The following is a 24134-nucleotide window of genomic DNA, read 5'->3' as shown; positions in this document are numbered from 1 at the left end:
TAGGCTAACGTCTATCAAATATAAAATTTAATAAATGATTAACTGTAATTGATAACTTAATTTAAAGGGATTTATTTTACGTGATTTTTCATAAAATCATCAAATTTGGACTTAAATAATTCAAAATCAAATAATGAATAAAAATCATCCACTACTTTTTTAATTTCACGATTATTTAAATTTTTGAATTTTTCTGGGAAATAATCCTTTAAATGTACACTGACATGATTCATCCCATCTTCAAATGTAGCCCAAACTTCCTTGTCAATCCATGGGGAGAAAATAATAAATGATTTTTTTCCTACCGCTTTGGACATGTTTATCGCTCCTCCATCATTTCCTACAATTAGATCACAGGCATTGGCAATGGCAATAAATGAACGTAAATCATCACCTAAAAGTTCAAAATAAACTTTTGATTTGGTAAGATCGGACAACTGATTGTACACATCAAGGGCTTGATTTTTTTGCTTCGGAAAATAATTGAATAAAATATTAACGTTATAATTTTCGCCAATATGATTCACCAATTGGGCCATTTTATTTAAAGGATAAGTCTTTGTTTCATCTGAACCCAATAAACTAATCATTACCGTTTTACGATGCGGATCTACCTGATGCTTTTTAAAAAGCTGCTGTGCTTTCGAAATTTCTTCTTTTGTCAAATACAATTTCGGCTCTGTCGCCATCGGAGTTGAAATTCCCAAAGGTTCCAACAACGATAAACGATGTTCTATAGATAATCCTAAAAAAGATTTTGGAAAATCATGTTTGACCACATTATGTGTATAGATAAATGTACGACCTGATTTTTTGTATGAAATTTTAAGGGGTGCTTTATTCATTAATACATTGACCCAACTTTGTAACTTCGAGTAAGCATCTATGATTATATCATAATTCTTTTCATCAACAGATTTAGAAAATCGGATTAAATTTAGTAATCCCTTATTTTTATTTTCATCAAACACAATAATATGATCAATGAATGGATTGTTTTCTAAAACAGGTAATGTATTTGAATTCACTAGATAGTCGATGGTAGCGTTTGGAAAACTTTTTTTTAAATTTTCACACAACAAAGATGTCACCAAAACATCACCAATCATTTTATGTTGGATAACAAGTATCCTTTTCTTATCCAAATTCGTCATAGTTATCTTCTATAGTGCAGAAGTCATGCAAAAATAAGGCTTTTTAGTGAAAGTCTAAAATTGAATTATCGCGCATAAAAAAAGGAGTTGAAACTCAACTCCTTTTAAAATATATTGTTCAATAAAATGATTACACGGCAACATTATGCTCACGTAATGCATCATTTAATGATGTTTTTAAATCTGTACTTGCTTTACGTTTACCAATAATTAAAGCACATGGCACTTGGTATTCTCCCGCTGGGAATTTCTTAGTATAAGAACCTGGAATCACAACAGAACGTTCTGGAACATATCCTTTAATTTCCACTGGCTCATCCCCTGTCACATCAATAATTTTTGTAGATCCTGTTAAAACAACATTCGCACCTAAAACAGCTTCTTTTCCAACACGTACTCCTTCTACAACGATACAACGAGATCCGATAAATGCATTATCTTCGATAATTACAGGCGCAGCTTGTAAAGGTTCTAAAACGCCACCGATTCCAACTCCACCAGATAAGTGAACATTTTTACCAATTTGTGCACAAGACCCAACTGTAGCCCAAGTATCAACCATCGTACCTTCGTCTACATATGCTCCAATGTTAACATAAGATGGCATCAAAATAACACCTGATGAAATATAAGCACCGTAACGCGCTACAGCATTAGGAACGACACGAATCCCTTTTTCAGCGTAATTTCGTTTTAATTCCATTTTATCGTGGTATTCGAAAATTCCAGCTTCTAATGTTTCCATCTTTTGAATTGGAAAATACATAACAACTGCTTTTTTTACCCACTCATTAACCTGCCATCCATCAGCAACAGGCTCAGCACAACGCAATTGACCATTATCAATTAGCGCAATTACCTCACGAATTGCAGCTTGTGTAGCATCTTCTTGTAATAACTCGCGGTTATCCCAAGCCTTTTCTATAATATTTCTTAAGTTTTCCATTTCGACATTAAATTGATTTACAAATATAGAAATTAATAAAATTTTAATGATTTATCCCAATTAATATTCTTTATAACTTAATAAACATATTTATAGCCAAACGTTTAAAAAAGAAGGATAACATAAAATCATCTTTTTATCGTTAAAGAATTTCAGGAATTGAAAAGATATTAAAAATTTTATTCGGTGAATTTATCTAAATTTGCAAAATGGCAAGAATCGTAGCAATTGATTTTGGAGGGAAAAGAACAGGTGTTGCAGCAACGGATGAACTACAAATTATAGCATCTCCGGTCGACACTGTTGACACCAGTAAATTAATGGATTTTTTCAAAAACTATTTATTTACAGAAAATGTTTCAGACTTAGTCGTAGGGTTACCGCTAAAATTTTCAGGCGAAACAAACGATATCGAAATTGAAATCAAAAAATTTATCGAAAAATTTTCTGCGCAGTATCCCAACATTAAAATCCATCGCGAAAATGAGATGTTCACCTCTAAAATGGCATCACGAGCAATGGTTGAAGGAGGAATGAAAAAGAAAAAAAGACAAGAAAAAGGCATGATTGATAAAGTAAGTGCTGTAATTATTTTACAATCTTTTTTATCGCATAAACTATAACAATTGTATCTTTGCCCATTATTTAATAAAAAATAAAATTAAATGGTATTACCAGTTGTAGCTTACGGAGATCCTGTACTTCGTAAAGTTTCACAAGATATAGATCAGGATTACAAGAACTTAAACGAATTAATCGAAAACATGTTTGAGACGATGTACGACTCAAATGGTGTAGGTATTGCAGCGCCACAGATTGGTCGCGACATTCGTTTATTCGTAGTAGACTGTAGTCCATTTGCTGAAGATGAGGATTACGAAGACGTTAAAGAAGAATTAGAAACTTTCAAAAAAGTTTTTATCAATCCTAAAAAAATCAGTGAATCAGAAGGTGATGAATGGAAGTTTGCAGAAGGATGTTTATCTATCCCTCATGTACACGAGGAAGTTTCTCGTCCCGAATCAATCACTTTAGAATACTACGATGAAAATTGGGTTAAACATACCGAAACTTTTTCAGATATTCGCGCACGTGTGATTCAACACGAATATGATCATTTGGAAGGAAAACTTTTTATTGATTATATTTCGAGCTTCAAAAAGAAGTTAATTAGTAATAAATTAAAAAACATAACAAAAGGGAACGTGAAAACATCTTATAAGATGAAATTCCCTATCTAGTCCCTTAAACATAAAGTAAAATATGGATTTATCAAGAGTTATTGCAATTTCAGGAAAACCAGGTTTATACCGTTTAGTTTCTCAAACAAGAAATGGTTTCATCGTTGAAGATTTAGACAAAGGAAAAAAAGTTTCTATCGCTGCTAACTACAATGTAAGTTTATTAGATAACGTAGCAATCTACGGTGTATCACAAGAATATCCTTTAGCAGAGGTTTTCTTTAGAATTTACAAAAAAGAAAACGGTGGTGAAGCAATCGATCACAAATCTTCTGGTGCTGAATTACGTGCTTACATGGAACAAGTTTTACCAGAATACGACGATTCTAGAGTATATGATTCTGATTTAAAAAAGTTATTCCAATGGTATAACATTTTACAATCTAAAGGATTATTAAATATTGATTTAGCTGCTGTAGAAGCTGCAATGGCTGCTCAACAAGCTGAAATCGAAGCAGCACAAGCTGAAGTTGCTACTGAAGAAGTTGTTGAAGAGAAGCCTAAAAAGAAAGCTGCTCCTAAAAAAGCGAAAGCAAAAGCAGAAGAAGGTGCTGAAGAAAAACCAGCGAAAAAAACTGCTGCAAAGAAAACAACAAAGAAGAAAGACGAAGAAAAATAATCGTTATATCATCTTAAGCCTCTTTTTAAAGAGGCTTTTTTTATCTCTAATTATAACCTTCCCCATATGAACAATCGTAAAGAGCAAATACAAGCATTTGAAAGATTATTAGACATCATGGACGAACTTCGTGAGAAATGCCCATGGGACCGAAAACAAACCATGGAGTCACTTCGTACATTGACCATAGAAGAAGTTTATGAATTATCGGATGCAATTCTTGAAAAAGACTCATTAGAAATTAAAAAAGAATTGGGTGATGTTTTTATGCACCTTGTGTTTTATGCTAAGATTGCAGCTGAAAACAATTCATTTGATGTTGCTGATGTTTTAAATAGCGTGTGCGATAAACTAATTCATCGTCATCCACATATTTACGGAGAAACAACTGTCAATTCAGAAGAAGAAGTTCTTCAAAATTGGGAGCAAATCAAATTAAAGGAAGGCAATACATCCGTTCTATCTGGAGTTCCCTCTTCTCTTCCTGCTATGGTTAAAGCTTATCGTATTCAAGATAAAGTTAAAGGTGTCGGATTTGAATTTGAAAATGCCAATCAGGTTTTTGATAAAATTCAAGAAGAAATTTTAGAGTTCAAAAAAGAAGAAAACCCATCCGATCGTGAAATGGAATTTGGAGATATTTTATTTTCAATGATTAATTACGGACGATTTGTAGGAATTAATTCAGAAGATGCTTTGGAACGTTCCAACAAAAAATTCATTCATCGTTTTCAAAAACTGGAGGAAATAGCAAAAGAAAAAGGATATATTCTAGGAGAAATACCTTTAAACGAATTAGACAATTTATGGAATTTAGCGAAAATTCGCTAGTGTCTATCAAACACCATCATTCACACCACACCAAAAGCACAACCTTTATTTTCAGCACATTACAAACTTTATAAATAGTTTTTATATACACTGATGAAATAAAGTATTGAAATTAATTGCGCTGGCTAAAAAAACAGGCCTATATTTGCAATGGTTATAGCGGGCAATAGCTTGTAATAATGGAAGGAAGTTTGTTTACTAAGTAAACAGTTTTCTCATTTTTTTGTGGTTTTGATGAAAAGGTGACTTATGTCGCCTTTTTATTTTTTTTATCAAATCCATTAGCAAAAATATCACTTCATTTTTAGATTTCCGAATCTTATTTTCAATACAACATTTTAACAAAGCTTTTACGAGACCTAACCGATATCGTATCATCTTGTATTTCTAAATTTTGTAAATTTGTAGTTATGCAATTTCAACTAAATTCAGAATTTGCTCCGACTGGAGATCAACCAAAAGCAATCCGTGAACTTGCTGATGGAATTTTAGATGGAGAAAAATATCAAACGTTACTAGGTGTTACAGGTTCAGGTAAAACTTTTACTATAGCCAATGTAGTACAAGAAGTGCAACGCCCTACGCTGGTTTTAGCACATAACAAAACGTTGGCCGCACAACTTTATATGGAATTTAAAGAATTCTTTCCTCATAATGCGGTAGAATATTTCGTTTCTTATTATGACTACTATCAACCAGAAGCCTATATCCCTTCATCTGGAACATATATCGAGAAAGACTTATCCATTAACGAAGAAATTGAAAAACTTCGTTTAAGCACAACTTCTTCTCTCCTATCAGGAAGACGTGATATTTTAGTGGTTGCTTCTGTTTCCTGTCTTTATGGTATTGGTAATCCTAAAGAGTTTCATAAAAATGTAATACAAATAGAAACGGGTCAAATTATGGCTCGTACCATGTTATTGCAACAATTGGTTCAAGCGCTCTATTCACGTACAGAAGGAATCTTTCAACGCGGTAATTTTAGAATCAAAGGAGATACATTAGATATTTTCCCAGCCTATGCGGACGATGGAATTCGTGTTAGTTTTTTTGGAGATGAGATTGAAGAGATATCTATTTTTAATCCGGAAACTGGTGAAACAACATCTCGCTTAGACAAAATCAACATTTATCCTGCCAATATCTTCGTAACTTCGAAGGAGACATTGAACGGGGCCATTCAAAATATTCAAACCGATTTAGGAAAACAAGAAACCTATTTTCAAGAAATCGGAAAATTCTTAGAAGCGAAACGTTTAAAAGAACGTACTGAATTTGACTTGGAAATGATTAAAGAATTGGGATATTGTTCAGGAATCGAGAATTACTCACGCTATTTGGATGGTCGTGAGCCCGGCACACGTCCTTTCTGTCTTTTGGATTATTTTCCGGATGATTATTTAATGGTTATCGATGAATCCCACGTGACCGTTTCGCAGGTACATGCCATGTATGGTGGTGACCGTTCGCGTAAAGAAAATTTAGTCGAGTATGGTTTTCGATTACCGGCAGCTATGGATAACCGTCCATTAAAATTTGAGGAATTTGAAGCCTTACAAAATCAAGTCATTCACGTTTCTGCAACTCCTGCACAATACGAATTAGAAAAATCAGAAGGAATTGTCGTAGAACAAGTGATTCGCCCTACAGGATTATTGGATCCCATCATCGAAATCCGTCCGACGAAAAACCAAGTGGACGATTTAATGGAAGAAATCAATAAACGCGTCGAGTTAGATGAACGTACTCTGGTAACCACCTTAACGAAACGTATGGCCGAAGAATTAACAAAATATTTAACCAAATATGGGATTCGATGCCGTTATATTCACTCGGATGTGGATACTTTAGAACGTGTACAAATCATGGCTGATTTAAGAACTGGTTTATTTGATGTATTGGTTGGAGTTAACTTACTTCGTGAAGGATTAGATTTACCAGAAGTTTCATTAGTAGCTATTTTAGATGCCGACAAAGAAGGATTTTTAAGAAGTAACCGATCATTAACACAAACGGTTGGTCGTGCTGCCCGTAATGTGAATGGTTTAGCAATTATGTATGCTGATAAAATCACGGACAGTATGCAGCAAACCATCGATGAAACTGAAAGACGTCGTGAAATCCAGATCAAATACAATGAAGAACATGGTAAAGTGCCACAAGCATTAAATAAAAAGATTACAAAATTGAGTTTGGCCGCAGCAGATTTTGAAAACAATCCATATGAACAAAAATCAATTGTTACGATAGCTGCTGAAAAAGGAGAATCCTATTCTGAAGAAGACAAAGAGAAATTAATTGAAAAATTACAAAAGGATATGGAAAATGCTGCTAAAAATCTTGATTTTATAAAAGCTGCTGAAATTCGTGATCAATTAAAGCTTTTAAAAGAAAATTAAAGTAAATTAGAGCCTTTATACAACATATGGCACTAAAATGAGGTATTTATTAATAAAATTAGCATTATTTTTAAGCTTACCCCTATCAATGGGATGCAATGCTTATATTTCAGATAATGAAATTTTAGAAAATAAAAATTTAAATGAAGTAACTTTAACTTCATTGATCAGCGAAAACAAAAAGACGATTTATACGAAATATAAAACTCCAAAGGATTTTATTCGTACCAAACCGTTTAATGAATTTGCATCATTTATCAATCATTTACCTTTAAAAAGTGATAAGTTAAAGGCTCGATTATACGATGGCACTGAAAAATTGAATGAATATGTATATGTTGGCGTTTTAGATTTACCCCAACCCAAAAATAATGTTCAATATAATGGAAATGCCATTCTACGATTAAGAGCTGAATTTCTATATAAAACCAAACAATTCGATAAAATTAATTTTAAAACAAGTTCTCGACAAGAACTAAAATCTTTTCTTGAATTCGCGGGTGATGATCTTTCATCAAAAAAATTTAATGAATATCTTGAATATCTTTTATACAATGTCAATCCGAGTCATTTGCATCATCATTTAATCAGTGTTCCTTTAAAAGAAATGCAAATTGGAGATGTATTGATCCAACGTTCTCAAAGTCGTGGTCATGCCGCAATTGTGATGGATATGGCGTCGGACAATAATGGCAACAAATTATTTCTATTGGCACACGCATTTTATCCCGGCCAAGACATTTACATTGCATCAAATTTAGAGAATGATGTTATTAATCCTTGGTATCCCTTAAAAGACGGTCCCATTGTAACGCCCGAATGGCGGTTTATGCCCAATGATTTGATGCGTTTTAAATAAGTTTTTACTATTGATATTCTTTATTTGAATTAATACATTTGTACAATCAAAATTTACACATAAATATCCCTTTATTGGGTTGGAAAAAATATAATCATGCAAAAAGTATATTTAGATAATGCTGCAACAACAGCGATTCATCCTGCAGTAATTGAAGAAATGGTTACTGTTATGAAAGATTGTTATGGAAACCCTTCTTCTACACATGTTTTTGGTAGAGAAGCCAAGGCGTTATTAGAGCTTTCAAGGAAAAAAATTGCTCAGCATTTAAATGTAACTCCTGCAGAAATCTATTTCACATCTTGCGGAACTGAATCGAATAATACCATTATTAGATCTTGCGTAAACGATTTAGGTGTTACTCGTATCATTACAACTTATTTGGAACACAAATGTGTGATGGAAAGTGTAAATGATTTAGAATCTCGAAATAAAGTAGAAGTTGTTCGTTTAAATATTGCAAAAGATGGAACGATTGATTATAATCAATTTGAAGAATTGATACAAGATCAATCGAAAAAAACTTTAGTTTCTTTAATGCATGCGAACAATGAATTAGGAAATTTATTAGATGTTAAACGCATTTCTGCTTTATGCAAAGAAAACGGAGCGTTATTTCATACGGATACAGTTCAAACTGTTGGACATTATCCAATCGATTGCCAAGACTTAGGAATTGATTTTGCTTCTTGTTCTGCTCACAAAATTCATGGACCAAAAGGGGCTGGATTTTTATACGCACGTAAATCAACTCATATTAAACCCTTAATTGCTGGTGGTGGACAAGAAAGAGGTTTACGTTCAGGGACTGAAAATATCTATGGAATTGTTGGTCTAGCAAAAGCTCTTGATATTTCCTTAGCCGAATTAGATCATCACAAGAAACACATCGAAGAAATTAAAGCTTATGCCATCGAAGAATTAAAAGAAAATATTCCTGGTGTCGGATTTAATGGATTAAGTGCTGATTTTGAAAAAAGTTTATATACAGTATTAAGTATTAAATTACCATTTAATGACCCATTAATTGGATTTGAATTAGAATTATCTGGAATTGCGGTTTCTCAAGGCTCAGCTTGTAGTTCTGGAGCTGCTAAAGTTTCAAAGGTAATGGAAACGTTATATACAGATGAAGAAATTAGCCAAATGACACCTTTACGCGTTTCATTTAGTTATTTAAACACAAAAGAAGACATCGATGCTTTAGTACAGACGTTAGTCAAAATTTCAAAAAAACACGAAGTCGTATCATAATGCACAGCCTCTAGTAATAGAGGCTTTTTTTTATAATCCATATCTTCATAATTTACAATTTATTTAACAAGGAGATTGAATATATTTGCGCTTTAAAATTTAAACTCTTGGAGACAGCGTCAACATTCAATACTTTGGATATTATCATCGCCATAGCTTTAGCATTTGGATTGATCAATGGATTTTTTAAAGGCTTTATTTCACAATTAATCGGTTTATTTGGATTCTTTATCGCCATTTGGATCAGCTTTAAATTTTATCAATTTGTCGAAATATTTATTGGTGCTCAAAATGTTGTTGCGGATGGTTTAGTCTCTATTGTATCCCTTGTATTGACATTTGCCATTGCCTTTTTTGCCATTAAATTTACGTCTTCACTTTCTCAAAAATTGGTTGAAATGATGGGGCTCGGAATCATCAATCGATTAGCTGGCGCTGGATTAGGTTTAGTTATTTTACTCCTGTTGGCATCTTCAGTATTGTTTTACATCGATCCCATTTTAGAAATAGGATTCAAAGAGGTAAAAGACGAAAGTCAATTGTATCCTTATCTTATTGAATCGGCAGATTATATTAAAAATATGCTGTATGAGTCCAAAGATATTTTGCGCGAAAAAGACCAAGGAGTATCGGAAGAAATGATTTAAATTTTCTACTTTTAGAGAAAATTTACACCATGAAGATATTTACTGAAAGCCAAAGAATGTTTGATTCAACATTCAATAAAATCATTATATTATTAGTCGTAGCTTTATTAGGAAAAACACTATATACAGGTTTTACGGATGGTTTTCAAAGCATGTCTTACTTTTCTGTGGTCATCTTGTTTTTATGCATAGCCTTATTTGTATTTTTTCGCGTACATTCAGAAATTACTAGTGAAGCAATAAAAATAAGAATTACACCTTTTAATGTTTTCAACAAAACCATTTATTGGAATGAAGTTCGAAAAGTAGAAGTGGTTCAATATTCTGCCATCAAAGAATATGGTGGATGGGGATATCGTGTAAGAGGAAAAGGGAAAGCCATCAACCCGAGCGGTGATAAAGGATTGAAAATCCATTTAAAATCAGGAAATCACATTCTTCTTGGGACCCGAAAAGCTGATGAATTAGCTGCATTCTTAAAAGAAATTAAACGATAAATATCACTTTTTAGCGACATCTTTTGACGATATATTTCCTTTCTTTGTAGTAAAATTGAACGACTATGACTGGAACTATGTTTATCATTGCTGTTGTAAGCTTTATCATTGGAGCTGTAATTGCCTATTTATTTTCAAAAAGTAAATTAACTTCTGAACAAGTTGCAAACACAGTCCGTTTTCAAGAAATTGAAAAACAAAACATTCAATTAAAACAAGAATTAACGGAAGCACGCGACAATGCAAATGAATTGCAACGGGAATGGTTCAAGGAAAAGGAAAAAAACACAGAACTTTCCACTAAATATACTGAAGCAATCAAAGCTATTGAAGAGCAAAAACAATATTTAAATGCGACGAATGAACAATTAAAAGATCAATTCGAAGCATTATCTTCTAAAGTTTTACAAAACAATAATCAACAATTTTTAGATTTAGCCAAGACAACATTAGAAAAACATTTATCAGACTCCAAAAATGATCTTGATAAACGTCAACAAGCCATCGATTCAATTGTTAAACCTTTAAATGATAGCTTAAATCGTTTTGATGGAAAAATTCAAGAAATTGAAAAAGCACGCGAAGGCGCTTATTCTGAAATAAAAGTTTTTCTAGATGCAATGAAAGGCACTACCGAAAAATTACAAAAAGAAACAAATACCTTAGTCTCTGCTTTAAAAACTTCTCATACTCGTGGTAAATATGGTGAAATAGGTCTAAGACGGGTGGTAGAATTTGCGGGTATGTCTTCCTTTTGCGATTTTGAAGAACAAACTTCAGTCCATGGGGAAAATGGTTTACTTCGTCCCGATTTAATTGTTCGTCTACCGGGTAATCGTAAAGTAATTATTGATTCTAAAGTTCCGTTAAACCAATACATGCAAGCTTTTGAGACGGAAGATGAAGATTTAAGAAAGCAACATTTGATGAATCACACCAAAGCTGTACGCGAACATTTAAAAAACTTGAGTTCGAAAGCTTATTGGAATCAGTATCAAGACGCTCCTGATTATGTCGTGATGTATTTACAAATCGAAAGTTCTTTTGGTTCAGCATTAGAATTGGACCGAACTTTGATAGAAGATGCACTTAACAATCGTATTATTATAGCAACTCCTACTACTTTAATTACAATGCTTCGTACTATTGCTTTCAGTTGGCAACAAATACACGTGGCTGAGAATATATATCAAATGCGAGATGCAGGAATTGAATTGTACAATCGTGTAAATGTCTTAATTAAACATTTTACGACAGTAGGACATAATTTAAATCAAGCAACACAAAGCTATAATAATGCTATTGGTTCATTAGAAAGTCGTTTTATCCCTCAAGTGAAAAAGCTGAAAGAGATTGGAGGAACTTTAATGGAGAAAGAAATCACTGAAACTAAACCTATAGATACAATGATTCGTGCAATTAATCAGCAAGATTATCAATAATCGCCCTATATTTGCGGAATCTTAAATGACGAATGAAGAATTTTTTACTTTTTGCAACCTTATTGATTAGCGCAAGTACCTTTGCCCAAATCGATTACCAAAATAATGCTGTCCAAGTAAAACCTAATTGGGAATTAAATAAAAGCTATCACTACGACTTTACAGACGAAAATTTAACCATTTCTGTAAACGATACCGTAATGAGAGTAAAAAATATTGCCCAAAAAACACTAAATGTATTGGACAAAAATAATTTTGCATATAAGTTAGAATTAATCAATGGTAAAAATAATTCCACGGATCCAGATGAATTTTACCGTGACTTCATCAACCAGTCGGAAGGGATTAAATACCAATTCACAACGAATCTTTCTGGTGAATTTTTAGAATTGTTAAATATCGATCAAATTCGTAAAAGTTTCTTAAATGTAACTGATAAGTTAAGCAAACAAAAACGAAAATCTGATGAATACAAAGCGAATATAGACGAGCTGAAAAATATGATCAATTCAGAAAGCTATATTCCGTACGTATTTGAACAAGAAATACAAGTTTTAAATTTTTTTAATGGTTATTATTTAAAACTTGGGGAAGAATATGTTGGTAAATCTGTACAAGATAACATTTTTGGTTTCCCTATTTCTTCTACAACAACTACTTTTTTAAAAGAAATTGATTCGAAAAATGAAACTTTTACGGTCATTTCAAACCAAAATTTAAGCAAGGATGATTTTGAAAAATTATGGGAAGAAATGGCATATTATATGTTGAATGATAAAAATCTTCAACTTTCTCAAGATCAGATCAAAAAAGAAATCAAAAAATATTCTGAAACTGTAGAACTTCACGTTGATTACGTTTCTAAATATGATAAAAATGCCATCTTACTAGAGTCTGATTACCGATTTGTATTAAATATTGGATCGAAAAAAACCATCAATCATTTGAATATCAAACGTTCAAACTGAACTTTATCAGTGTCTTAATGGTTTATAGATGGGTATTTTAATTATTTCCTTATTTTTGGTTAATGATTAGATATCGATTCATGAAGCATTTATTTACTCTTATACTTTTTACACTCTCTTTCCTAGTAGGATTTGGACAAATCAATGAAAAAGACTCTTTGGTCAATGTCAAAGCTTTTTGGAATGTAGATGATACAAAAGAATATCGAATTACGACCAAAGAAATTCGAAAAACACAAGAATCTACCGCTCAAGAAGAAATTTCTTATCGTGTAAACATTAAAGTGGAAAATATATTTGAAGATGAACGAACAATTTCGTGGTTTTATTCGGATGTAAATTTCAATTCAGATAAATTCGTTAACAATCCTCTATTTTTAGTTCATAATATACCCGTGAAATTTGTGGTGGATGCGGATGGACGCTTTCTGCGTTATGAAGATTTAAACGCGACACTTCAGGCCTTTATTCTTTCTACTGAAAAAATTCAAAATAAATACATCGATGATGAAGAAACGTTTAAACGAATTAGCGATTTAGCGAAACGTTTTGCGAATAAAGAAAACATCATGAAAATATTTGAAAAAGATATTCGACAATTTCATTTGTTTTTTGGTACCGGAGAATTTATTCCAAAAATGAATGCCTTAGAATTCAACTCGTATATGGACAATCTTTTTACGAATGCCCCTACTCCAGCAAAAACAACCATTAAATTGAATGAAATTGCATTTACAGGAACCAACTATATCATGCAAAGTTATCAAGAAGCAGATAAAGAATGGTTAGCCAATTCATGGTATAATTATTTAAAAGAATTAGCCGAAAAATTAGGCTCTGAAGCCCCTGATGAATCACATTTAAATGATGAAATCATCTACCATGTAACAACAAACTCGAGAATCAAAGACAACGGCTGGATCTCTTACAGTATTGAAACGAAGAAAGTTAATTTCCAAGATACCGATTATACATTAGAACGTCGTATCGAGTTAGATTAAAATCACCTCACATAAAACCCTTATTTTATCATATATTTTAGCAATAATTTACTTCGGAAATCCGAATTAAATTTCATAATTTTACAGTCTATTTTAAAAAAATCATAACAATCATGCAATTGTCTGAACAAGAAATTATTCGTAGAGAAAAATTACAGCAATTAAGAGATTTAGGTATCGAGCCTTATCCAGCTGAAGAATTTGTAGTCACTTCTAATTCGAAAGAAATCAAGGAAAAGTACGAAGAAGGTAAGATTGTGAAGCTTGCAGGTCGTATGATGAGTGTACGTGTTATGGGTAAAGCATCTTTTGCTGAATTACAAGACACGGAAGGAAGAATCCAAATCTACGTGGCTCGTGAAGATATTTCATCTTCAGAAGAAGCAGTAGAATACAACACCGTTTTCAAAAAATTATTAGATATTGGAGATTTCATTGGGATTGAAGGTTATTTATTCAAAACGAAAGTGGGTGAAATTTCTGTACACGTGACGAAATTAACATTGTTATCAAAAACTTTACGCCCTTTACCAATCGTTAAAACTGACGATGAAGGTCACATTTTTGATGCTTTTACAGATCCAGAATTACGTTACCGTCAGCGTTATGTTGATTTAGTTGTTAATCCTCAAGTGAAAGAAATTTTCATTAAGAGAACTAAATTATTCAACGCTATGCGTAATTTCTTCAACGAACGTGGATACATGGAAGTAGAAACACCTATTTTACAATCAATTCCAGGAGGTGCTGCTGCTCGTCCATTTATTACGCATCACAATGCTTTGGACATTCCATTATATTTAAGAATCGCAAACGAACTATACTTAAAACGATTAATCGTTGGTGGTTTTGATGGTGTTTACGAATTTTCTAAAAACTTCCGTAACGAAGGTATGGACCGTACGCACAATCCTGAGTTCACATGTATGGAAATCTATGTAGCGTATAAGGATTACAATTGGATGATGGATTTCACAGAGCAATTATTAGAGCACTGTGCAATTGCAGTAAACGGAACTTCTAATGCAACATTTGGTGAACACGAAATTGACTTTAAAGCGCCATATAAACGTGTAACGATGCGTCAATCAATTATCGATTTTACAGGATTTGATATTGAAGGTAAATCGGAAGACGAATTACGCGAGGCTGCAAAAGGAATGGGCATCGAGGTTGATGAGACAATGGGTAAAGGAAAACTTATTGACGAAATCTTTGGTGAAAAATGTGAAGGAAATTACATCCAACCTACTTTCATTACAGATTATCCAAAAGAGATGTCTCCTTTAACTAAACAACACCGTGATAATCCAAACTTAACGGAGCGTTTTGAATTAATGGTTTGTGGGAAAGAAATTGCTAATTCTTATTCAGAGTTAAATGATCCTATCGATCAACGTGAACGTTTTGAAGAGCAATTAAAATTATCGGAAAAAGGTGATGATGAAGCCATGTTTATCGATCAAGATTTCTTACGTGCTTTAGAGTACGGTATGCCTCCAACGGGTGGTTTAGGAATCGGAATGGACCGTTTAATCATGTATTTAACAAATAATCCTTCGATTCAAGAAGTTTTATTCTTCCCTCAAATGCGTCCAGAGAAAGCTGCTCCGGCATATGAATTAACGGATGAAGAAAATGCAATCATTGCGTTATTAAAAGCCAATAATAATATGGAATTAGCTGAGCTAAAAACGCAATCGGATTTAAGCGGAAAAAAATGGGACAAATCCATGAAAAACTTAGCCAAATACAATTTAACGAAAGTAAATGTAAACGGTGATTCAAAAACTGTTGAATACTTAGGAGAATAAAATAATAGAAAACCCTTTCATCTATTTATATAAAAAGCTACTTTCAGCCTTGTGCTGAAGTAGCTTTTTTGCTTTCATTATTTTTAAGAATTATTCGAATTCAGTACGAGTTACATCGACTGAATTTCGATTCAAACTATCTTCAGAAGGTTGTAAAACGTTTTTATCTATGGCAATTGTATCCTCTTCTATAATCGTATACGTTGCTTTATTTTCTTTGTATTTACAGCTAATGAATGATAAGAATAGTCCTGCGAGTAAGATCTTTTTCATTCTTTTTAATATTTTTATTCAAAAACACAAAGAACGTACCATTATACACGGGGATTCAAATCTTTTTTGTTAAAAGAATAAATGAGATAGAATAAAAATGGTAAAATAAATACACTTCCTAAAAGTAATGCCCACCCTAACAATGCAATGGTTTTTTCAGAATGTTGAATATCCATGACTGATAAGTACGTTCCATCTTTAAACAAAACTAAATTTGGAAAATGTGAATAGGATACAGCAAACAAAATCATCAATACAATAAAACTCGCTAAAATTCGAATGGTAATATCATATCGTTTTTCAATAGCATAGTATAATGCGATAAAACTTAATGTCGCAAGACCAACCGCTACATAACCATACCATTCACTAAATATCCAACGCAATAAAGGTACATCTTTCCAAATCGAAACAGCAAATACAATTCCACCCGTGATAAAAATGGCAACTGAAAATTTCTTTGCTAATCCTCTCAAATGAACGGTATCTTCTTCATTTTCGACTGAATAAATCGAATAAACTGCTGCTAACATTCCACAAATCGCAACTGTAAAAATACCTACTGAAACATTAAACCAGCTTAACCATGAAAAGATATAAGCTGATAAAAAATCTGTTGCATTCGAATCGATTGTACCAGATACAGTGGCAGCCGCAATTATACCTAAAAAGAAAGGCGTAACCATACTCGAAAAGGTAAAAATATGGGCATACAGATTATGCCATTTATCTTTAATAACATCATAATTACGAAACGTAAACGATGTTCCTCGAGCAATAATTCCCAATAGCATAATGGTTAGAGGAATATGAAGGTAATTGGATAAATCAGCATAAATTTTAGGAAATCCAACAAATAAGATGACAATCGCAATGATTAACCACATATGGTTCGCTTCCCAAATTGGTCCAATCGAATTATACATAATACGTTGCGTCTTTTCCTTAAAATCGCGTGAAGAGAAAAATTCAACAATACCTGCTCCAAAATCTGCACCTCCAAAAATCACATACATTCCTAGAGCAGTCCATAAAAATGCAATTACTACAAAAATCATAATTAGTGTTTTTCAGGGTTATAATTAGGATCGTTGGGATCATATAATTGAGCGACCATCTGAATTTGTCGATTCATTAAGAAAACCAAAACAATGGATAATGATACAAATACCAAGGTAAATATATAAAATGAGTATTGGATTCCTGGCATTGGAGTAATCGCATCTACAGTACGCATAATTCCGTATATTATCCACGGTTGACGTCCAACTTCTGTAACCGTCCATCCAGCTTCTAAAGCGATATATCCAAATGGTGTTGCAATCATAAACAATTGATACATCCATCTTTTATTCAGCCATTCTTTTTTAAAGAATCGAGCAAATAAATATACAACTGCTATTCCCATCATCAGCATTCCAAAAGTAATCATGATTTGAAAAGCATAGTGAACAATAGGTACAGGTGGCCATTCGTCTTTAGGAAATTCATTCAATCCAAGCACTTCTTGATTAAAATCAGAATGAACCAAGAAACTCAATACTCCAGGAATTTTTATGGCATACTTTACGGTTTCATTCGCTTGATCAACAATTCCACCCAATACAAAAGGAGCACTTTTTTCTGTTTCAAAATGCGCTTCCATAGCAGCCAATTTAATAGGCTGACGTTGAGCAACATCTTTTGCAGAAATATCTCCACTTAGTGGAGCAAGCAAAGCAGCAATAACTGCCATCGACGCACTAATCTTAAAAGCTTTTTTATGAAAGGCTATATTTTTTCCTTTTAAAATCAAATAAGCATGCAATCCCGCAACAGCAAAACCCGTTGCACAAAATGCAGCGATGGTCATATGTAAAGCTTGGGAAAACCATGCTTCATTAAACATAGCTTTTATAGGGTCAATATTCAGATATTCTCCATTAATATAATCAAATCCTGCAGGCGAATTCATCCATGCATTAGCAGCAACAACTAAAATTCCAGAGGATAATCCTGAGATTCCTACAATTACACCACAAATCCAGTGAAACCATTTATTGAATCGATCCCAGCCGTAAAGAAAAAACCCCAAAGCAATAGCTTCGATAAAAAAAGCTGTTCCTTCCAAAGAAAAAGGCATTCCGAAAATTGGCCCAGCATGTTCCATGAATTTTGGGAACAATAGCCCTAGCTCAAATGAAAGCATTGTTCCTGATACAGCTCCTGTCGCAAATAGAATTGCAACACCTTTACTCCATGCTTTAGTGAGTCCTTTATACAAGGCATCATTTGTTTTTAAATACTTATAATGGGCAATAGCCATCATAAAAGGCATAACCATTCCAACGCATGAAAATACAATGTGAAAGGCGAGCGAAAGTGCCATCTGACTTCGCGCCGCTATAAAATCGTCCATAGTTTAAAACGTTTTTTGTTGTTATTTGTGTTGCTTAAAGTTAGAAATAAAAAAGGCATCTCGTTTCCGAAATGCCTTTTAAAAAATATGATTTTAATTATTTTTTTCCTGTCGCTGGGATTAACCATTTGAAATCATAGCTTTCTTCTGGAATAACAATTCGAGAAGAAATACGTTCCATTCGTGCTGGGAACTTTAAAATATAATCTCTTGCTTTTTCTGCTTCATCATTTAAACCAGTGATATTTTCAATATCCCAAATTTCAATTAATTTTTTCATGATGTCCACATAATCCTGAGCGGTATATACTCCAATTCGTTGTGCAGCATCCGAATAAGGTTCAAATAAATTTCCTTTGGTTTGTCCTGCTTCTCTTAAGAAGTGTGCAGGCATCACAATTTTTAATTTGAACATATATTGCACCGCTAACATCATTTCTGATGGATCCACTTCAAAAATACGTCGTACAAACTCAGAATAAGCTAAGTGGTGACGCATTTCATCACCAGCGATAATTTTACACATACGTGCTAATTTTTTCGCACCATAGTCTTTTGCAATTTTTGACACATTATTATGTGAAATATAGGTCGCTAATTCTTGAAAACTTGTATATACAAAGTTACGGTAAGGATCATGAGATGTCCCAATATCAAACCCATCATTGATTAAATGCTGTGTTGAAATTTCAACTTCACGCATATTTACTCGCCCTGATAAGTAAAGGAATTTATTTAATACATCTCCGTGGCGATTTTCCTCACCCGTCCAATGTCTAATCCATTTTGCCCAACCATTTTCTAAATACTTCCCCTCTTCGTCAACAACACCTTGCATATTTAATAACCAAGATTCATAAGTTGGTAATGCTTCTTCTGTAACAGCATCTCCGATTAAGGTAACCCAAAAATCGTTTGGTAAGTCTTTAGAAACCTCTTGTAATTCTTTGATCTCATCAAAAAATGAATCAGTCTGAGAATTAGGTAAGAAATCCGTTGGCTGCCAAATTTTTTCAACTGGAACCAAGAATTTATCCATGAAAGAATCAACATCTTTTTCAAGAAGTTGCATTACTTCTAAACGGATATTTTGTATTGACATAATTTATTATTAATAGATTATTTTAGATTTTACTGCACGCTCTGTCAATTCAAACAGCTCGTCAAATTTATAATCACTTACCTTTAATGGTTGGTGATACTCTATGGTAACATTTGTTCCAATATGCAATGGAAAAACACCCCATTTGGTAATTTCCCATGTATTATTTAACGTTACTGGAACAACATAAGCTCCTTTAGCATATTTTGCTAATACTTTTAACCCACTTTCTTTAAATGGAATTGGGGTTCCATCTTTACTTCGCGTTCCTTCAGGAAATATAATTGCAGAGTAATTATTTTCTTGAATATATAACGCTAATTTTTTAATGGCATCTATTGATTGTTTACCATTACTACGGTCAATCAAAGCAGACCCTCCTTTTTGTAAATTATACGAAATACTTGGTAAACCTTTACCTAGTTCGATTTTAGAAATAAATTTTGGGTGTAAATCAGCTAAATCATATTCCAATGGCGAAATATCATACATACTTTGATGATTCACCACAAAAATGATCGGAACACCCTTAGGTAAATTTTCTCTTCCCGTGTATTTATAGGTTGTAAATAACACTTTGGTACAAGCTACTAATAGACCATTCATCACTTTTACGGATTGATGATGAGCACTGTAGCCTCCTAAATTATACGCTAACCATTGCACTACGTGCATGATTAATAACGTTAAACCATATAAAACATAAAAAATGATCGTGAATGGTATTGCAATTATCTTTTTCAATGTTAATTTTTCCTCAAAGTTAAGTAAAATATAATCTTTTCAAATGATGAATTTCAGAAGGTTTTCCTAATTTTTATCCAAAATTAATAAGCTCTGATTTTCGGCATTATAAAAGGCAATTTGATTTTTTGTAACCTGCTTAATAATAATTGTTTGCTTTAGCAAATCCTCTAACGATAGCGTTACCCCTTCACATGATTGATGTGTTGCTATAATGTTAAAAAAGTGAATCGCAGGATCAATTCGTTTATAATTTGCAGAAACCACTTGACAACCATCGGTAAGAACAACTTTTTCAAGCGCTTCTTCAAAATAAATTTTTGTCGCATTTTTTGGATGACTCCATTTCCCATCCAAAACATCTACTCGTGTGGATACAGCCGGAGAAGTTGGAATTGTAACTGATGAAGTACAAGCTGCAAATGCAAACAAAAGTGCTAAAACAAAAAATTTCATGGAATTAATGTATTCTGAAACGAAAATATAAAAATTTGATATTAAACCCTAATATCCACGATCAATTATCCACCGATTCTTTATTTTTGCACACAAAGCAAAGAAAATGGCAAATACTAGAAAAGCTGAAGTATACACGGATATGAATGGAAATCGAAAGGTAAAAATTGAGCGCAAACCCACCTTTTATAAAATTTATGATTTAATAGAAACGGACTGGGACATTCAAGATGGCTTATATGAATTAGACTTTTTCGAAACTCCAAGTGTTGAAATTCAATTAGAAAAACCTGTCATCAACTATAAGCAATTAAGCGAGAAAGGGCGCAAAGCATTACAATAAAAAACACCTGTTAATGGTGTTTTTTTTATCAATACAATATAAAACAAAAAACCCACACTTAAAAAGTATGGGTTTTAATTTTGATCAGTGATCCAGTCAGGATTCGAACCTGAGACCTACTGCTTAGAAGGCAGTTGCTCTATCCAGCTGAGCTACTGGACCAATCCAAAATTCTATTACTAAAATTCGTCGGGGTGGCAGGATTCGAACCTGCGACCTCCTGCTCCCAAAGCAGGCGCGATGACCGGGCTACGCTACACCCCGAGGTGTAAAAAATTCAAAAAAAGCGGAGAGACAGGGACTCGAACCCTGGCATCGGTTTCCCGATGACAGATTAGCAATCTGCTCCATTACCGCTCTGGCACCTCTCCTAACTCTTTCGAATTATATGTTTATCTACGTTAGATTGTGATCCAGTCAGGATTCGAACCTGAGACCTACTGCTTAGAAGGCAGTTGCTCTATCCAGCTGAGCTACTGGACCAATCCAAAATTCTATTACTAAAATTCGTCGGGGTGGCAGGATTCGAACCTGCGACCTCCTGCTCCCAAAGCAGGCGCGATGACCGGGCTACGCTACACCCCGAATTCTCGTAGATAAATAAACTTATTTTTTAATGAACTACTGCGGAGAGACAGGGACTCGAACCCTGGCATCGGTTTCCCGATGACAGATTAGCAATCTGCTCCATTACCGCTCTGGCACCTCTCCTAACTTAGCTTCAAATAACAAGCGTTACTTGTTGTAAGCGGTTGCAAATATAGAACGGCTTTTCAGTTTACGCAAGTCTTTTTGAAAAAAAATTTAAAAATTTTGGCGTAATTTTGGCCCTACATTAGCTAAATTACAAGTAAAGAAATGAATGTTAAAGGATTAGTGTTTTTAGGAATTTTATCAATTTTTTCACTTTCCAGCTGCGGAAGTTCGAAAAACATTCCTCAAAAAGTCATTACGAAGATAATTCGTGATACAGTTATCGTAAATTCTAAAACTGACCAGTACGAAATGACTCGTGCGGCAAAACTAGAAAATTACAAAATCAATAGTGATAATTATCCTGCTGTGGGGCAAGACGAGCGTACAAGATTCCTTGTGTTGCATTATACAGCCTTAGATAACGAAACATCGATGCGCGTTTTAACGCAACAAGAAGTCAGTGCTCATTACCTAATCAATGACATCGACGATGATCAAATCCATTTATTAGTGGATGAAACAAAAAGAGCTTGGCATGCTGGAGTAAGCAAATGGAAAAATTTAGACAATTTAAATTTCACTTCTATTGGTATTGAAATAGTCAATCAAGGTTATACTACAAATGCTGGAGTAAAAACACACTATCCTTACCCTGAACATCAGTTTAAAAAAGTGGGTGCATTAACGCAAAACATTGTTAAACGCTACAATATCTTACCAATCAATGTGGTTGGACATTCTGATATTGCGCCTGGTCGTAAACACGATCCAGGTCCACTTTTCCCTTGGAAACGCTTATATGATGAATATGGCGTAGGTGCTTGGTACGAAGAAGCCGATAAACAAAACTTTATCACAACTGCTCCCTTTATTTTTGATGGCGAAATTATAATTAAAGAATTTCAGACAGAATTAAAAAAGTATGGATATGATGTACAACCAACCGGAATTTGGGATGAGCAAACTAAAAAAGTGACACAAGCTTTTCAATATCACTTTAATCCGATCAAATATGATGGAATGTTGGATGTTGAAACATGGGCTATAATTAAAGCTTTAAACAAAAAATATAATCCGTAAATTTGAGGCTCCTATTCTTAGGAGCTTTTTTTATACAAACAACACAACAACAAAAAATGTCAAGTTACATTTACATCAAAAATTTTTATCTTGAAGAGATCCAAACAATCGCTCAAGAATATTTTAACGCCAATTACAACGAAGATTCTCAACTGACAGCTGAGATTTTAATGAAAAATTCAAGAACGCACTTTATTCAATTCAATGAAGACTTAGCCATTGAAGAATTGCTCGATTGGATCAATACTTTTCATTTAAACACTCCAACCAATGAACGTACTACCATCATAGAAGGTTACCTTACCATGCCTTCTGTCGAATATAAGTTTTATTATATCGAAAATGATCTATACGCCATCACATCGAACAAACAAACGTATAAAATTGAAGAGTTGGAAGAATTAATACCTGTTGAACCACATGGTATAGCCTTCGCAAAGACCAATATTCCCGCTAAGAATATGCATTCTATGGGAAAAGTACAGTTTTGCGTACCAAAAAAGAAATGGTGGAAATTATGGTAAAGCAAATGAATTAACACAGGATATATATGAAAAATGCGTTGACTTTAATGTTGCTCCTTTGCATGATTTCATTCACACGAGCACAATTAAGCCACACAACTTATGAAAATAATGCAACTGGATCGAAATTGATTTTATCTGCTAACGGCTATTTCCAATACAAAACTTTTGATGGTATGTTCTATCAATATTTAAGAGGAAAATGGTCAATGGAAAACCAAAACTTAATTCTTTCCGAATCCTATTTTGGTGAACAATCTGAAAATAAGCATTTTATTTACAAAGCACCAAAATTTGAATATACCATTGGAAAAAGAAGAACAACTTTAAAAATCAATGAAAATCAATTAATTTTAACCCATCAAGAAATAATGCCTCCAAATGCTGGCTTTCAAGCCAATTTGGATGAACAATTTCTTTTGATTAAAGAATAATTTAAGATGAAAATAAACCAATTAGTACCAATTATTTGGACAAAAGATATTCACGCGACAACGACTTTCTACAAAAAGTTAGGATTCAAAATCAATGATGAAAACGATGAATTAGTGTGGACAAACATGACAAATGGGGATATCGAAATCAATATCGCTAATCCAGAAGCGGCGGCTGATTTCAAAAAACCTCAATTTACAGGAACATTATATTTTAATGTTGAAAATGCGGATGAAGCGTGGGAAGAATTAAAACACAACAAAGTCGTTTACGAAATCGAAACGTTTGATTGGGGAATGCGCGAATTTGCCATCGAAGACAATAATGGTTACATCTTACAATTCGGGGAAGCCATCGAATTTGACTACGGAGACGAAGATTAATTCAAGATAAAAAATTAAATTCATC

At 33.3% G+C, this 24134-nt stretch carries 26 protein-coding genes and 6 tRNA genes; 18 read left to right on the top strand and 14 right to left on the bottom strand.

Features of this window, described 5'->3' with window-relative positions; translation table 11 throughout:
* Nucleotides 1-71: 71 nt before the first annotated feature.
* Complete coding sequence (locus AC1QSP_RS01150) at nt 72-1154, bottom strand: glycosyltransferase family 9 protein (RefSeq protein WP_484079399.1); 1083 nt, start codon at nt 1152-1154, stop codon at nt 72-74.
* A 130-nt stretch (nt 1155-1284) separates the two neighbouring features.
* Nucleotides 1285-2100, bottom strand: a complete 816-nt coding sequence (locus tag AC1QSP_RS01145) for a 2,3,4,5-tetrahydropyridine-2,6-dicarboxylate N-succinyltransferase (RefSeq protein WP_322970274.1) — start codon at nt 2098-2100, stop codon at nt 1285-1287.
* A 209-nt stretch (nt 2101-2309) separates the two neighbouring features.
* Between AC1QSP_RS01145 and ruvX the strand changes: the two genes are divergently transcribed.
* The 13 genes from ruvX (at nt 2310) to lysS (ending at nt 15675) form a co-directional block, all read left to right on the top strand.
* Nucleotides 2310-2723, top strand: a complete 414-nt coding sequence (gene ruvX / locus AC1QSP_RS01140) for a Holliday junction resolvase RuvX (protein WP_484079398.1) — start codon at nt 2310-2312, stop codon at nt 2721-2723.
* Between the two features lie 42 nt (nt 2724-2765).
* Entirely contained in the window at nt 2766-3341 is a 576-nt protein-coding gene (def, locus tag AC1QSP_RS01135; protein ID WP_484079397.1) for a peptide deformylase, read from the top strand.
* 22 nt (nt 3342-3363) lie between these two features.
* Nucleotides 3364-3960 carry a DUF5606 family protein gene (locus AC1QSP_RS01130; protein ID WP_322970277.1) on the top strand — a complete coding sequence of 199 codons (597 nt, stop codon included), beginning with the start codon at nt 3364-3366 and terminating at the stop codon, nt 3958-3960.
* Between the two features lie 66 nt (nt 3961-4026).
* Nucleotides 4027-4791 (top strand): nucleoside triphosphate pyrophosphohydrolase, encoded by a 765-nt coding sequence (gene mazG, locus AC1QSP_RS01125; protein WP_484079396.1) that lies wholly within the window; start codon nt 4027-4029, stop codon nt 4789-4791.
* A gap of 410 nt (nt 4792-5201) precedes the next feature.
* Entirely contained in the window at nt 5202-7193 is a 1992-nt protein-coding gene (gene uvrB, locus AC1QSP_RS01120; protein ID WP_484079395.1) for an excinuclease ABC subunit UvrB, read from the top strand.
* A 37-nt stretch (nt 7194-7230) separates the two neighbouring features.
* A complete protein-coding gene (locus AC1QSP_RS01115; RefSeq protein WP_484079394.1) occupies nt 7231-8052 on the top strand; it encodes a DUF4846 domain-containing protein in 822 nt (273 codons plus the stop codon).
* Nucleotides 8053-8148: 96 nt separating this feature from the next.
* On the top strand, nt 8149-9306 hold the full coding sequence (locus AC1QSP_RS01110; RefSeq protein ID WP_484079393.1) for a cysteine desulfurase family protein: 1158 nt from the start codon (nt 8149-8151) through the stop codon (nt 9304-9306).
* 107 nt (nt 9307-9413) lie between these two features.
* On the top strand, nt 9414-9953 hold the full coding sequence (locus AC1QSP_RS01105; RefSeq protein ID WP_322970282.1) for a CvpA family protein: 540 nt from the start codon (nt 9414-9416) through the stop codon (nt 9951-9953).
* A gap of 29 nt (nt 9954-9982) precedes the next feature.
* Nucleotides 9983-10450 (top strand): hypothetical protein, encoded by a 468-nt coding sequence (locus AC1QSP_RS01100; protein WP_322970283.1) that lies wholly within the window; start codon nt 9983-9985, stop codon nt 10448-10450.
* Between the two features lie 65 nt (nt 10451-10515).
* A complete protein-coding gene (locus AC1QSP_RS01095) occupies nt 10516-11892 on the top strand; it encodes a DNA recombination protein RmuC (RefSeq protein WP_322970284.1) in 1377 nt (458 codons plus the stop codon).
* Between the two features lie 32 nt (nt 11893-11924).
* Complete coding sequence (locus AC1QSP_RS01090; RefSeq protein ID WP_322970285.1) at nt 11925-12860, top strand: hypothetical protein; 936 nt, start codon at nt 11925-11927, stop codon at nt 12858-12860.
* An 80-nt stretch (nt 12861-12940) separates the two neighbouring features.
* Complete coding sequence (locus AC1QSP_RS01085) at nt 12941-13861, top strand: hypothetical protein (protein ID WP_484079392.1); 921 nt, start codon at nt 12941-12943, stop codon at nt 13859-13861.
* A 113-nt stretch (nt 13862-13974) separates the two neighbouring features.
* On the top strand, nt 13975-15675 hold the full coding sequence (lysS, locus tag AC1QSP_RS01080; protein WP_484079391.1) for a lysine--tRNA ligase: 1701 nt from the start codon (nt 13975-13977) through the stop codon (nt 15673-15675).
* A 90-nt stretch (nt 15676-15765) separates the two neighbouring features.
* Here the strand turns inward: lysS and AC1QSP_RS01075 are convergent, their stop codons facing one another.
* The 6 genes from AC1QSP_RS01075 to AC1QSP_RS01050 form a co-directional block, all read right to left on the bottom strand.
* Nucleotides 15766-15948 (bottom strand): hypothetical protein, encoded by a 183-nt coding sequence (locus AC1QSP_RS01075; RefSeq protein WP_484079390.1) that lies wholly within the window; start codon nt 15946-15948, stop codon nt 15766-15768.
* A gap of 41 nt (nt 15949-15989) precedes the next feature.
* A complete protein-coding gene (locus AC1QSP_RS01070) occupies nt 15990-17006 on the bottom strand; it encodes a cytochrome d ubiquinol oxidase subunit II (protein ID WP_484079389.1) in 1017 nt (338 codons plus the stop codon).
* 2 nt (nt 17007-17008) lie between these two features.
* Nucleotides 17009-18346 (bottom strand): cytochrome ubiquinol oxidase subunit I, encoded by a 1338-nt coding sequence (locus AC1QSP_RS01065; protein WP_484079388.1) that lies wholly within the window; start codon nt 18344-18346, stop codon nt 17009-17011.
* Nucleotides 18347-18443: 97 nt separating this feature from the next.
* Entirely contained in the window at nt 18444-19448 is a 1005-nt protein-coding gene (locus AC1QSP_RS01060; protein ID WP_322970291.1) for an acyl-ACP desaturase, read from the bottom strand.
* A 9-nt stretch (nt 19449-19457) separates the two neighbouring features.
* Nucleotides 19458-20192: a lysophospholipid acyltransferase family protein gene (locus AC1QSP_RS01055; RefSeq protein WP_484079387.1), complete on the bottom strand. Its 735-nt coding sequence runs from the start codon at nt 20190-20192 to the stop codon at nt 19458-19460.
* Between the two features lie 66 nt (nt 20193-20258).
* Nucleotides 20259-20648: a hypothetical protein gene (locus AC1QSP_RS01050; protein WP_484079386.1), complete on the bottom strand. Its 390-nt coding sequence runs from the start codon at nt 20646-20648 to the stop codon at nt 20259-20261.
* A 106-nt stretch (nt 20649-20754) separates the two neighbouring features.
* Between AC1QSP_RS01050 and AC1QSP_RS01045 the strand changes: the two genes are divergently transcribed.
* The gene (locus tag AC1QSP_RS01045) at nt 20755-20991 is read left to right on the top strand and encodes a hypothetical protein (protein ID WP_484079385.1); all 237 of its coding nucleotides are present in this window, start codon (nt 20755-20757) and stop codon (nt 20989-20991) included.
* 88 nt (nt 20992-21079) lie between these two features.
* Here the strand turns inward: AC1QSP_RS01045 and AC1QSP_RS01040 are convergent.
* The 6 genes from AC1QSP_RS01040 to AC1QSP_RS01015 all read right to left on the bottom strand — a co-directional run bounded on the left by AC1QSP_RS01040 (nt 21080) and on the right by AC1QSP_RS01015 (nt 21702).
* Nucleotides 21080-21153, bottom strand: a tRNA-Arg gene (locus AC1QSP_RS01040).
* A 27-nt stretch (nt 21154-21180) separates the two neighbouring features.
* Nucleotides 21181-21255, bottom strand: a tRNA-Pro gene (locus AC1QSP_RS01035).
* Nucleotides 21256-21278: 23 nt separating this feature from the next.
* Nucleotides 21279-21362, bottom strand: a tRNA-Ser gene (locus AC1QSP_RS01030).
* A gap of 38 nt (nt 21363-21400) precedes the next feature.
* Nucleotides 21401-21474: transfer RNA gene (locus tag AC1QSP_RS01025), tRNA-Arg, on the bottom strand.
* 27 nt (nt 21475-21501) lie between these two features.
* Nucleotides 21502-21576: transfer RNA gene (locus AC1QSP_RS01020), tRNA-Pro, on the bottom strand.
* A 42-nt stretch (nt 21577-21618) separates the two neighbouring features.
* Nucleotides 21619-21702: transfer RNA gene (locus AC1QSP_RS01015), tRNA-Ser, on the bottom strand.
* Nucleotides 21703-21849: 147 nt separating this feature from the next.
* On the opposite strand from AC1QSP_RS01015, the gene AC1QSP_RS01010 reads away from it, so the two are divergent.
* From AC1QSP_RS01010 to AC1QSP_RS00995, 4 genes are read left to right on the top strand one after another with little or no spacing between them, the layout of a single operon-like run.
* Entirely contained in the window at nt 21850-22767 is a 918-nt protein-coding gene (locus AC1QSP_RS01010) for an N-acetylmuramoyl-L-alanine amidase (protein WP_484079384.1), read from the top strand.
* Between the two features lie 56 nt (nt 22768-22823).
* Nucleotides 22824-23291, top strand: coding sequence for a hypothetical protein (locus tag AC1QSP_RS01005; RefSeq protein ID WP_484079383.1), 468 nt, complete (start codon nt 22824-22826; stop codon nt 23289-23291).
* A 26-nt stretch (nt 23292-23317) separates the two neighbouring features.
* Complete coding sequence (locus AC1QSP_RS01000; protein ID WP_484079382.1) at nt 23318-23725, top strand: hypothetical protein; 408 nt, start codon at nt 23318-23320, stop codon at nt 23723-23725.
* 6 nt (nt 23726-23731) lie between these two features.
* Nucleotides 23732-24109: a VOC family protein gene (locus tag AC1QSP_RS00995; RefSeq protein ID WP_484079381.1), complete on the top strand. Its 378-nt coding sequence runs from the start codon at nt 23732-23734 to the stop codon at nt 24107-24109.
* Nucleotides 24110-24134 lie beyond the last annotated feature (25 nt).

It is taken from the genome of Faecalibacter sp. (assembly GCF_057177045.1).
The sequence above is the reverse complement of the archived record's forward strand: the minus strand, read 5'-3'. Positions and strand labels throughout refer to the sequence as shown.